The following is a 12,526-nucleotide window of genomic DNA, read 5'->3' on the forward strand; positions in this document are numbered from 1 at the left end:
GATGGTCTGGCTTTCACGATGCATCCTGTCACGATTTAACCCGCCGCCAATATTTCCGACTACCATACTCGTCTTCTCCTTCGTCAACGGTTGTCTTGTCTGGTATGGATTATAAAGATACGATTCAGTTTCTTTATGGTCTGTATCGACATGGAATTCGGCTAGGGCTTCAGTCAATCTCGGTCGCGCTCGAAGTCCTGCACAACCCTCATCTTCGCTACCCTTCCTTGCACATCGGCGGGACAAATGGAAAAGGATCAACGTCCGCAATCGCGGCGGCGATACTCCAGGCTTCCGGGTATCGAGTAGGATTATACACGTCACCTCATTTAGTCGATTTTCGTGAACGAATTCGTGTTGATGGGCAACGTATTTCAGAAATGCAAGTCGTGAACCTTGCGCGACAAGTGCAGGCGACGTCTCCTGTCCCTTTGACGTTTTTTGAATTCACCACGGCGATGGCATTCCAATATTTTTCCGACCGTGAGATCGATATCGCGGTTGTCGAAGTGGGAATGGGGGGACGATTCGACGCGACGAATGTTCTCTCTCCTCGGGCAGTCGCCATTACCTCAATCGCCCATGATCATGAGTCTTACCTCGGACAGCACATTTCCGAGATCGCATTCGAGAAAGCCGGGATCATCAAGCCTAATACTCCGGTAATCGTGGGTGAGTTGCCGCCAGACGCCGAGGTGGTCATACAACGTATCGCGGCGGAAAGACAGGCTCCCTACTTTGCGCTGGGGCGTGAGTTCCGGATTGATGGAGCCGAGCCAGGATTCTTTAGGTATGATGGGGTGCGGCAACGATTTCCGCATCTCTCCTGCTCGCTGCTGGGAACACACCAACGAAAAAACGTTGGATGCGCGTTGGCGTTGCTGGAACAGCTTACGCTGCAAGGATTTGAACTGCGAGAGGCAACGGTGCGTTCGACGCTTCCCGAGGTCGTGTGGGAGGGAAGGCTTGAGGTTCTTGAAGACCAGCCACGCCTGTTGATTGATGGAGCCCATAATGTTGCTGCGGCGCAGGCTCTTGTCGAGGCCCTAGCGCCTATGGTTGAGATGCAGGGGGGCAGACTTATTACCGTTCTCGGAATGATGCGGGATAAACATCATGCGCAGTTCATGAACACTATCGCGCCCTACGTGAGCTGCCTCATTTTGACCACCATGTCTGTTTCGCGTGCCGCCACCGTCGATGAGTTGAAAGAAAGTGTGCCTCATGGATTGTTTGAGGTTTTGACGTCATTCAATCCAACAGAGGCCTTGCAATTGGCCAGACAAATAGCGAAGCCAACAGATGTGATTTGTGTAACGGGTTCGCTGTTCTTGGTAGGTGAGGTGCGTCATCTTCTCGTACGCACGACAGAATCCACATCGATCCGGGCTTGCGAGTGATGATGAGTCGGATGTCCGTTGTGTTTTGGCCAATTCTCATGTGCGTGATGATCGGCCTTGTGACGCTTCCTGAGGTGTTTGCTCAGGAACCGCTTCCTGAAAAATCCTCGAACGCTGAATCGACATCTTCCCCTGTGGAGTTGACGGCTGACAGTCTTGATTATGATCAGGTTACCGAGGTGTACGTGGCGGATGGATCAGTTGAGATCGTGCAAGGGACCGTGCAGTTAACCGCTGATCATGTGACTCTGCATAAGCTGTCTGGAGATGTGAAGGCACGCGGCCATGTGCATCTTCGTGATCGACAGACGGATGTGTGGTCCGAGGCATTAGACCTGAACCTGAACACAGAGAAGGGAATCGTGACGGACGGTGAGGTCTTCATGCGTGAACAAAATTCCTTCGTGACCGGACAGCGTCTCAGACGATACTCGGAAACGCATTACCGCGGGACTGAAGGGTCATTTACCAACTGTGACGCCAAAGATGGCGAGGTGCCAGCCTGGCGTTTTACCTTTCGCGAGATGAACTTTGACTGGGATGATAGCATTTATGGGGAGGGGGTGTGGTTTAACATCAATGACGTGCCGATCCTGCCGCTTCCGCCCTTTCGCTACCCGCTCGGCAGCAAGCGAAAAACCGGTCTGTTAATTCCTACCGTCGGAGTCGACAACGTCTTTGGTTTCCGGTATCGACAGGGATTTTTCTGGGCGATCACGCCAAGCCAAGACTTCACGGTGAGCCCTCTCATCCTGAGTAAGCGCGGAGGCGGCAGTGATTTTGAGTACCGGTACATCATCGACCGTCAGTCGAAAGGAAACTGGATCCTGAGCACCTTGTACGATACGGAGCAAAATCGGGGGCGGGCTGATATTAACGGTGCTCATATTCAAGAAGTGAACCCCGATCTATCGCTGAAATTACGGGTCAACTACTCGACCGATCGTTCTTTTTTGCAGGATTTGAGCAATACGGGAGCTCTGCGAGCCCTTCCCAGTCAGGAATCTCTCATCAATATCAATCAACGATTACCCTATGGAAGCGCATACTTACTCGGTCAATACCTTCAGCCGTTGTCCGCTGGAGGGACGACGACGTTTCAACGTGTTCCCGAGCTTGGAGTCCGACTCCCCAGTTACTCCCTGTTTGGGAGTCCGCTGGCCATCAGCATGGACTCAACATTCGTTCATTTTTTCCGCCAAAAGGGCTATCAGGTCAGCCGTTTAGACCTTATGCCCGGTCTTGAACTCACGGGACTTCATCTTGGTCACGTGGTGGGCCTCAAGCCTCAAATGAAATTTCGTGATGTCTCCTATACGCGAGGAACGACCTCCAAGCAGGTTCAAAGCCGTGAGACGTTTTGGGCGGCTCTGGAAGCTAGTACCTATCTGTCTCGGCGTTTCAAGTTTGGACCGGAGACGCGAATACGTCACTCTATCGAGCCGAGCGTGATCTATGAGTTTGTTCCGCCCACCGATCAGTCAAAGCTGGTGCAGATCGATGCGGTCGATGATTTGCAGAAAAAAAGTCTCGTCACCTATTCATTGAAAACCCGGCTCAGCGAACAAAATCTCTCACAGGGATCCAGTACCTGGGTAGATTTCTTTATTGCTCAGAGCTACCACGTCGGGACTCCGCCGTCTCCGGCCAAACGATTTTCCGATATCTGGGGTTTGGTGCATTTGAATCGGCCAATCGCCTTCACCCAGGTCTTTTCGGATTTTCAAGCCTCCATAGACGCGTTTTACGATCCCCATCGTAAGCACTTTAGTCAGTGGAATACAGATGCCAGAGTCCTATCTAATCGATCCTGGTACCTTGAAGTCGGTCAACGGTATACGAGGTCTGGCCCACGCGTTCGGCGTGGGGATATCTGGAACCCCATCTCCTTTAATGAAGTCTTGTCCTCCGAAGATGAAATTCTCTTTCTCACGGCTGGCGGGGCTATTCGATTGCCTTTTGGCCTGTCTGTGGGGTCGAAGATTTATCGGGACATAAAAAAAGATGAAACGTCCGAACTCGATATCGTGGGATTTTATCAGAATCCTTGTCGATGCTTTTCACTCGGATTGTACTATATCCAATTTCCTGACCGGACGCAGTTTAACTTTTTGTTTAGTTTAACGGGTTTGTGGGCTGGGGCAGGAGAAGGACAGGGATTAATGAAAACAATCTTCGAGCCCATCTTTGGCGGCGAACGAGGGGTACCCTGGTCCATGAATTGACACCGGTTTTAATGCGGTCTTCATTTGGCTATAACACGATATGCTGCGGCACCCTCAAGGCAGAGGCAAGTGGTTGGTCATCATTCTGATCGGCGCCATGCTGTCTCTTCCCTATCTTTCCTGGTCTCAAAGTCCGGTGACGGATCAAGTGGCCGTCACGGAAAGTCAAGGGATTATCTTAGGTATTCATCAGGGGGAAGGGATTGCACGGGTTCCATTAGCGGCTGGGGAGACGATCATTACGAAGCAGGCGAAGGGAATCACCGGTTTTGTGCAGACTTCGTTGCGGTTACTCGGCTATTCTGGGAGGCTTCAACGATGGAGTCCCCAAGAATTCGATGTGTCGGAACGTATGCTCGAAACATTTGTCTCGCCCAGATTGATATTGGTCGTGAGTGAACGACGGCTATACGGGTTCCAGACTGAGATTGGAAGATGGAAAGTCCAGGACCTCCGTCCACGCGATTCCATGCAGCAAATCATCGTCAAAGATCATGTCGCGGTCTTGGTGGGTTCTGATCGAGTGTTTGGGTTTTCGGCATTTACTGGCGGGTTTTTTTTAAAAGACCTTCCACTTTCCGAGGAGATAACGAATATTCAGGCGAACGATAATATCGTGATACTCCAGTTCCAGGAAAAACAACTCATCTTTCGATCGGGGCTGGCCCTATGGGCTGAAATTCGATAGAGGCGGGTGACAACGAAAGGATGGATACACAGTCTATGTTCGTGTTGGACCGAACGTATATATGCAGCCTTGCTGGGCTGTTTGTCACCTTGGAACTCGTTGGGAGACTCTCCGCTGCGTTAATTCGAAGAAAGTGTGTTTGAAGTGAGGCTGGTTTGGGTGAGCCCCGGATAATCGACCCCAATCGGGCTAGTAGAGCAGTGTGTTCCCCACCATTCCACGACTTCATGCAAAAAGGGATCTTCTGGCCCAGTGGCGAAGAGATGTCCGTAGAGATATCCGGTCTTCGTGTCGAATAGAATGAAGATCGGCATGGAAGCGTTTTTAGGCACGATTCATTCCTCTGGTCAATCTGAAGCGGTCAATGCTCCTGGTATTTCCCTAGGATGCTTACTCCCCTCTTCGGTCAATCTGAAAAATTTCTTTAGGCCATTTCCTTGCTTTTTCTCAAGAAATAGAGATGACATTTCAGGTGTTACACGATCAAATTCGATGGTGTCAGAGAACGATTTCACCCATGAATTGCCTAGAAGAAAACTAACAATATTGTATGTTTGGAGAGGATTGAGACCATGATCTCCAGGAATTGACTTGACCTTTATTGCATGAATAATGTTAGCTACACGGTTAACACTAAGTCTTGCCGTTAAGTGTTTCGAGTATTTCAGTAAAAAGTTCTGAAAAAAGGAGGGTTTATGAGCTCCTCTGACTCACGCACTTCCCCACATTGTTCTTCTCCTGCCCATATCTTGCTCGTTGAAGACGAAAAAGACGTTCGCGAGGCGCTTAGCGCACAACTGCAAGACGAAGGCCATCAAGTGGTCGAGGCAGAGACAGGAACCGAAGCCCTCTCGTTGTTACAACAATCGCCATACGACATTCTTCTGACAGATGTCATGATTCCCGGAATTAGCGGGATTGAGCTCGTAGAACATATCACTGATCTCGAACATCAACCGGTGACCATCGTGATGACTGGGTACGGGTCCGTGGAAATGGCAGTGAAGGCCATTAAGGCTGGAGCCTTTGATTTTTTGCAAAAACCGTTTTCCGTCGAAGTCTTAAGCGCGACGATTGAAAGCGCTCGACGGGTAAAATCCTTACACAATGAAAATGTCGAATTGCGTCGAACCGTGAAAGGCCAATTTGGGTTGGGTAATCTCGTGAGTTCAAGCGAGGTGATGAAAGAAGTGTTTCGATTGATTGAATGTGTGGCTGATTCAGACAGTACGGTTCTCATCCTTGGAGAAAGTGGGACGGGGAAAGAGTTGATCGCCCAAACGACGCACTTTCACAGTAACCGGAGAAAAGGCTGCTTGATTCCTGTCAATTGCGGCGCTATTCCTGAAGCCTTGCTTGAAAGTGAATTGTTCGGCCATGAGAAAGGGGCGTTTACCGGAGCGGTGGCCACGCGTGTTGGACGGTTTGAACTCGCGGCTGGCGGAACGATTTTCCTTGATGAGATCGGCGATTTGAGTCCGCCCTTGCAAGTCAAGTTGCTCCGTGTGCTGCAAGAAAAGACATTCGAGCGTGTAGGGGGAAGCCGAACGTATAAAGCGGATGCCCGGGTTATTGCGGCGACCAATCAGGACCTTGAAGAATTGGTGGCCAACAAACAATTCCGAGAAGATCTGTATTATCGACTGAATGTCGTCCCGATCATGGTCCCGCCCCTTCGACATCGAACGGAAGACATTCCCTTACTGATCGAACATTTCATGCAACAATTTAACGACCGTCGGGCATCGAAATTAACAGGGGTGTCCGAAGAAGCCATGACGCTTCTTTGCCGGTATCAATGGCCAGGAAACGTGCGCGAACTGGGGAACATCATCGAACGAATGGCGATCTTAAAACGAGAAGGGCAGATTGACATCTCCGACCTTCCCGAGAAAATACGATCTCCTCATCCCATGGCGGTCGCCGAGGTGCCGGCGGCCATTCCAGTGGGTGGCATCAACCTGTCGAGTACGGTCGAAGAATTTGAAAACCGGTTAATCCTCGAAGCGCTCGAACGAACCAATTGGGTCAAGAGCAAGGCCGCCCAATTGCTCCACATCAATCGGACAACCTTAATTGAAAAGCTGAAAAAAAAGTCACTCGCTGAGATTGTCGCAAGCCGAGCCGGTAAAGAGCCCGACCCCGTGACGCCCTTCTGATTATCCTCGTCATCGGCAATTTTTTCCTAGCTTTTTACCTCCTGAAGCGCTTGCCACGCAGACCAAGTTTCTGACCATAACGTCAACCGATTGACGTTTTTCTTTCCTTCTAAAACCCACACAATTCACGTCAATTCTTTGAAATGCCAAAGAGTTCAATTCTTTCCGTTCAAATCTGACTTGTTCTGAAGCTCGGTCTGGTTTTTGCTCAACTGTCGTACATTTGAGAAGTGCAGAGGATCGAATCCTGTGAAGGAAACACTGATGGCCTTGGGACTTTTGATGGTACCGATGCTCAGCTATGCCTCGCCGTGTTCGGAGTTTCAATGGCACTATCCCCACGAGATGAACGTGCCTGAAGCTTTCGAGCACGGGAGAGAGTCTTTACAGCATTTCGAGTATGCCCATGCTCGCGAATACTTTAGCGAATTTTTGAGGGAACAGCCTGAGGGTGTTTTGGCCGAGGCCGCAGCGTATGCGTTGGCATCCTTGCCGGCCGAAGATGATCCTCCTGATGAGCAAGCCTTGAATGTCATTAAACGTCTGTCTGTCCAGAGACAAGCAACTCCGCAAAGCCCATATGCGCCATGGGCACTATGCCGTATGGGAGAACTCTATCAAGAAAGTGGGTGGTCGACAGAGGCCAAAGGGGCGTTTGAGGAGTTCCTTGCAACCTATCCCGAACACCCTCTCGTGGGTGGCATCTTGTTAAACGCGGGAAATAGTTTTCTGAAAGATCGACAATACATCGAAGCGTCCCTCGTTTATCGACGCATCGTGCAAGAGCCTCGGTGGTCTCGCTACCAAGTCCAGGGGGCACTTGGTCTTGCCGATGCCACAGCGTTTTCAGGAGCCTGGGATCAAGCGTATTACTGGTACCAAGTCGTCGACGCGGAGAATCCTCGATTAATCCGCACGTCAGCGGCTTCTTCTTTTTATTATGGTTTGACGAAAGCCAAAAAGAATCAACCCTTGGACGCTGTAGACTGGTATCTCATCACCTATAACCTCCATCCTCAAGCAATCGAATCAGGATACGCCTTAAATCACATAGGGCAGTACCTTCTCAGTCAGCATCGTGAACTGGCAGCATTGTGGTTTTTTCAGGAATCAGCTTCGCACTATGCACAGGAGGAGCCAGGCCGTCGTGGAAAAGCCGGGATTATCCGGTGGATGGTGTCTTATCTCTCCTCAGAGCATACCCGTGACGAGTGGAAAGCGCTGCATGACCGCTTAGACGCGCTCGACCTCTTTTTGCTGGTGTCATGGGACGGGGTCATAGAGGCCGCCAGGTCGTTGGTGAATTCACCAGAGCCGGAGTTAGCAGAGGAGGCACAATTTTGGCTGGGGAAAGCACATGAGGGGCTTGAAGATCAAGAGGGCGCTATAGCCGCGTATGGGGAACTCGTGATATCGGGACAATACGAACCCTGGAAGACTCACGCTCAAGAGATTTTGACGGCCATGCTCTTACGTGAGTTTCGTGCATTGTCGAAAGAGAAAAAATGGGTAGAGCTGCTTCGGTTTTACGATACACAACAATTGCGCTTACGTTTCCTGCCTCAAAAGCAGGAATGGATGAGGCTTTTGGCCAATGCATACGATCAGATAGGGCTCTCTAGGCAAGCACTCAAATGGTATGACGCGATTCTCCAACTTGCACCCCCCATCGAACAACACGACGAAATTCTTTTTCGATCCGTGCGTCTCGCTCAAGCCATTCGCGATGATGCGCATGTGCGTCAAGCGGCTGAAACGTACCTGCAAGCGTACCCCACGGGAACGCGACGCGACGACGTATTGCTGATATTGGGGCATCTCGATGCGGCAGACAAACGGTATAAGGAGTCTGTCCAACATTTTTCGAGCATCGTGGATTCCGGTCATGACAAGACGGCGCAGCGACACGCACGTCATGCCCGGGCCAGAGCGCATGTCGCGCTCAAACAATTCAAAGAAGCCATCGACGATTATCGATACCTCGTCGAACACGGCCCAGCACCGTTGGCCGTGAAGTTTGCGCTCGCTGATCTGTTGTATGAGCAACAGAGGTACGCGGAGGCCATTCCTGTCTATCGAGGAATCGTCGATTCAGAAGCCCCCGTTGAAGCCGACACTTGGGCGACGTTCCGGTTGGCGCTGTGTTTTCAAAAGACCGGGAAATCGGGCGAAGCTACGAAGTTGCTTGAAAAAATCAGAAAACCAGGTCAAGAAGTGAAAGACTTGGAGGCGACGATACGAGCCGCTGCGGCTGCCGTGATCGAAGAATACCTCCCAATCAAGGAGACGAGTTAATGCAGGAGATCGCAAGGTCATTCTCGATGGACGAACATTCAGGAAATTCCGTGATGGGTCAGGTTGATGATGTGCATCAACGGTTGCTCGATAGAGTACGGTATTTAGATTTGGAATTACGTGCAGTCTCCATCGGCCTTAAAAGCAAACTTGAAAAAACGTGCCTCATTCGAGATCAATTGACACAATGCATGGAAACTGTGCCGGTGGGAGTGATTCTGGTCGATCAAGACGGGCATGTACAACGGGCCAATGGGGCCGCGCGAATCATCTGCGGGTGGGAGGTGAGTGACTACGAGGGAAGATCTCTTGAAGCGCTGTGGAAGTGTCTAGGATGGCCGCCTGCGCCTTTTACCGACCTTCCCGTTGAGAATCGTATCTTGAGTTGTTGGGAGGAAGTGCTCGGAACACCGGGAACCGTGCCATGTTGGACCGCGCGATTTCTGTCGGACAGCGGCCGTGTGCTCAACGAGACGAAGGAACATTCGAGAGAGCGAAGCTTGAAGTCATTGGGTGAACGAGTCGCAAAAATTGCTCATGACCTTCGAAATTCCATGTCGAGTGTTGAACTGTTGGTTTCGCTCGTCGAACGACGCGTTTGCGGTGACCCGGGAGCCCATAAAATTGCCCAACAACTTTCACGATCAGTGCGATCACTCGAGTTATTGGTCGACAATCTTTCCACATCGGCAAATCCTCGAAAGCCGAAGATGAAAATGATATCCGTGAACTCGTTGTTTGACCAGATTGAGCTCTTATTAGCTCATCCGATTCAGAGTCATCAGATTGTCCTGAATCGGACGATCGACTCGGGTGCAGAAAACATCCTTGGCGACCCCATATTACTCACTCAAGCATGTTTGAATCTGGTCAATAATGCGATTGCCGCGTCACCGCGTGGGGGAGTGATTAATGTCGATAGCCGCATCACGTTTCCGCCTTCGAATGTCGTACCGCCTCTGACTGACCAAGGTTACGTACGAATTCAGGTTCAGGATTTTGGGTGTGGAATTGACCCAGAAGATCTTCCGCATGTTTGTCAACCGTTTTACTCAAAAATGAAGAGTGGGACTGGCCTTGGATTATCGATCGTCCGCGATGTGACGGACGTACATGCTGGAACCGTCGACATCCAAAGTCAGAAAGGGCAGGGGACAACGGTGTCCTTATATTTTCCACGACAGAGGAGACTCGCATGACTCAATCAGAGTGGTACGAAAAGCAATCGATCTTAGTTGTGGAAGACGATGTTCATTTGCAAGAGGCGTTGTCTCAAACATTGGGAGAGCATGGGTATTCGGTTTCCGTCGCGAAAGATGGCTATGAGGGGATGGATTGGCTGCAACGACATGGAGCGAGCCTGATATTGGCTGACGTCAATTTGCCGGGGAAAAGCGGTATGGAAATGTTGCGGGATATCCGGCTGTCTGGAAACCAGGTGCCAGTGGTGATGATGTCGGCGTATGGGACACTCGAGACGGCCGTCGAGGCGGTGAAGTTGGGTGCAACGGAATTCTTGCAAAAGCCATTTGCCACTGAAAAACTCGAGGCCATCATGTCTCGGATCAAGGGTGAGGAAGATGGCCAGAAATCGGAGCTCCCTCAGATTGCCAAAAACGACGTGGCGTCAGTCGGGTTTCTCACACGAAATGAACGTGTCCTGGAAACATTGCGAACGTTAGAGACCGTGGCCGTTAGTCAGGCCACTATCCTGATTCAAGGAGAAAGCGGGACAGGAAAAGAAGTGCTCGCTCGTTATGTCCATCGAAATAGTCCTCGCGCCAACCAGCCGTTTGTGGCCGTCAACTGCGCAGCGCTCCCTGAAGGCCTGCTGGAAAGCGAATTATTCGGGTATGAGAAGGGGGCCTTTACAGGCGCGTTGGCTCGACGATGTGGGAAATTCGAACTTGCGCATCAAGGTACCCTCCTGTTGGATGAGATTGGAGAGATGACATTGGGCCTTCAAGCCAAGTTATTGCGTGTCTTGCAAGAGCGTGAAGTTGATCGTTTGGGATCTCGAAGTCCCATCCATGTCGATGTTCGAGTAATCGCCACGACGAATCGGAATCTCTTACAGGAAGTGCAGGCTGGACGATTCAGAGAAGATGTGTACTACCGGCTGAGTGTGATGCCGGTTACGATTCCTCCTCTTCGTGAACGGCCAGAAGATATTGAGGTGTTGGTTGAACATTTTGTGCGGCAGTCTTGTGAACGAAACGGTCGTCCCAAAGTGCATATTTCGGAAGAAGTCATGAGCTACCTCAAGACCCGTCGATGGCGAGGCAATGTCCGAGAATTGGAAAACGTCATCGAACGAGCGGTCTTGTTGTCCGATGCCGGTTCCTTGCGCATTCAACATGTCACCTGTGAAGAGCCAGTCACGGCAATCCCGATCGCCTCCAATCAACCAACGGGGTCAATCTGGGAAATGGAGCGGGACCTGATCTTCCGGGTGCTCGATCGGCACGGCGGGAATCGTACGCACGCCGCCAGGACATTGGGTATTAGCATTCGAACACTACGTAACAAGCTGCGAGAGTATCGGCAGCTCAATGGCGGAGAGAATCTTGAACTCTACAATGATTGAGGGAAGAAGGGCAGCGATGAATAGGTAAACATTGCCGATAGGAACATTATGACTCCATACCGCATTGCCCTTCAGCACCAAAAATGATGATGCGAGCTCAAAGAGACGGGGAAATCCCGGGACGACTGCCGTTACGGAAGAATTTTCCTTTCTGCTGTTGGGTTTGGCAGGTTGGTATGAGGGTTGCTCAGTCTAGACGAATGGTACGTTGAATAGAAAGGAAGGAAAACAGCGATGGTGAGCTCCATCTGGGATAGTGGAACTGTACTGTACGAACGAGCGCTCGATGTCCGAAGTGCCGTTCACGAAACCATAGCCTCGAATCTCGCCAATGAAGAAACGCCTGGCTATAAACAACGAATACTGCCGTTCAGGGAGACCCTTGCTGCGCTGCAACGGGGAGAAACCCCGTTGGATATGAGTCAAAGCAACGCTCGACATCTGTCGCTGTTCAATCCTCAGACTCACATTTTTCACCACGTCAACATCGTGCACTCTGGTGGCGGCTTGGATGGAAATACCGTGAATCTCGAGCAAGAAATGACGAACATGGCCGAAAATACCATGATGTACATGGCGGTAAGTCAATTTTTAAAGGGGCGTTTTGATGGGTGGCGAACGGCCATCGCTGAAGGACGGGGATGATCGGGGGAAATATGAACGGAATGATGAGCCCTGTCACGCGTATCGAGGCTTCACGGGAATAAAAAGGAGCAGTTCATGAATGTCAATCGACTTTTTCACGTGGTTGGATCAGCATTGAATTCTCAACGGCAACGGCTCAATATCATCGCCGGGAATCTGGCCAATGCGGAATCTACTCGCGCTCCGAATGGGGGGCCTTACGTACGGCGAGATGTCGTCTTTCGGGCGAATGTCCCATCTTCTCCCTTTGCGACGGTGTTCTCGCAGGCTTTTGGCCGACCGGCGGAACCGCATGGGGTCAAGATTGAAAAGCTTGTATTCGATCAACGTCCTCCTCGCGAAGTGTATGACCCCCATCACCCAGACGCCGACAGTAAAGGCTACCTCCATCTGCCGAACGTGAACGTGATCGAAGAAATGACGAACATGTTGTCCGCTTCCCGCGCTTACGAAGCCAATCTGGCCGTCTTGGAGACTGGTAAATCGATGACCATGCGAGCGTTACAGATGGGGCAGTAGAACGGCAT

Annotated in this window: 10 protein-coding genes; 9 read left to right on the forward strand and 1 reads right to left on the reverse strand. The window is 50.9% G+C overall.

The genetic code is table 11. The features are described from left to right. Positions 1 to 104 precede the first annotated feature (104 nt). From MRJ96_12490 to MRJ96_12500, 3 genes are read left to right on the forward strand one after another with little or no spacing between them, the layout of a single operon-like run. The gene (locus MRJ96_12490) at positions 105 to 1,400 is read left to right on the forward strand and encodes a bifunctional folylpolyglutamate synthase/dihydrofolate synthase (GenBank protein ID MDR4502261.1); all 1,296 of its coding nucleotides are present in this window, start codon (positions 105 to 107) and stop codon (positions 1,398 to 1,400) included. Positions 1,401 to 1,411: 11 nt separating this feature from the next. Continuing rightward, the gene (gene lptD / locus MRJ96_12495; GenBank protein MDR4502262.1) at positions 1,412 to 3,625 is read left to right on the forward strand and encodes an LPS assembly protein LptD; all 2,214 of its coding nucleotides are present in this window, start codon (positions 1,412 to 1,414) and stop codon (positions 3,623 to 3,625) included. Positions 3,626 to 3,665: 40 nt separating this feature from the next. Next, a complete protein-coding gene (locus MRJ96_12500) occupies positions 3,666 to 4,313 on the forward strand; it encodes a hypothetical protein (GenBank protein MDR4502263.1) in 648 nt (215 codons plus the stop codon). 119 nt (positions 4,314 to 4,432) lie between these two features. Here MRJ96_12500 and MRJ96_12505 read toward each other — a convergent pair whose 3' ends face one another. Further along, positions 4,433 to 4,645, reverse strand: a complete 213-nt coding sequence (locus MRJ96_12505) for a hypothetical protein (protein ID MDR4502264.1) — start codon at positions 4,643 to 4,645, stop codon at positions 4,433 to 4,435. 363 nt (positions 4,646 to 5,008) lie between these two features. Here MRJ96_12505 and MRJ96_12510 point away from each other — a divergent pair, with 363 nt between their 5' ends. From MRJ96_12510 to flgC, 6 genes are all read left to right on the forward strand, one after another. Then, positions 5,009 to 6,472 carry a sigma-54 dependent transcriptional regulator gene (locus tag MRJ96_12510; protein ID MDR4502265.1) on the forward strand — a complete coding sequence of 488 codons (1,464 nt, stop codon included), beginning with the start codon at positions 5,009 to 5,011 and terminating at the stop codon, positions 6,470 to 6,472. 249 nt (positions 6,473 to 6,721) lie between these two features. Further along, a complete protein-coding gene (locus MRJ96_12515) occupies positions 6,722 to 8,767 on the forward strand; it encodes a tetratricopeptide repeat protein (GenBank protein ID MDR4502266.1) in 2,046 nt (681 codons plus the stop codon). Between the two features lie 26 nt (positions 8,768 to 8,793). Then, on the forward strand, positions 8,794 to 9,966 hold the full coding sequence (locus MRJ96_12520) for an ATP-binding protein (protein MDR4502267.1): 1,173 nt from the start codon (positions 8,794 to 8,796) through the stop codon (positions 9,964 to 9,966). Further along, a complete protein-coding gene (locus tag MRJ96_12525) occupies positions 9,963 to 11,354 on the forward strand; it encodes a sigma-54 dependent transcriptional regulator (GenBank protein MDR4502268.1) in 1,392 nt (463 codons plus the stop codon). The genes MRJ96_12520 and MRJ96_12525 overlap by 4 nt, the downstream gene beginning before the upstream one ends. A 234-nt stretch (positions 11,355 to 11,588) precedes the next feature. Continuing rightward, positions 11,589 to 11,999, forward strand: coding sequence for a flagellar basal body rod protein FlgB (gene flgB / locus MRJ96_12530; protein MDR4502269.1), 411 nt, complete (start codon positions 11,589 to 11,591; stop codon positions 11,997 to 11,999). A 75-nt stretch (positions 12,000 to 12,074) separates the two neighbouring features. Further along, positions 12,075 to 12,518 (forward strand): flagellar basal body rod protein FlgC, encoded by a 444-nt coding sequence (gene flgC, locus MRJ96_12535; protein ID MDR4502270.1) that lies wholly within the window; start codon positions 12,075 to 12,077, stop codon positions 12,516 to 12,518. The last annotated feature ends 8 nt before the right edge of the window (positions 12,519 to 12,526 follow it).

It is taken from the genome of Nitrospirales bacterium, assembly GCA_031315865.1.
Taxonomy (GTDB): domain Bacteria; phylum Nitrospirota; class Nitrospiria; order Nitrospirales; family UBA8639; genus JAGQKC01.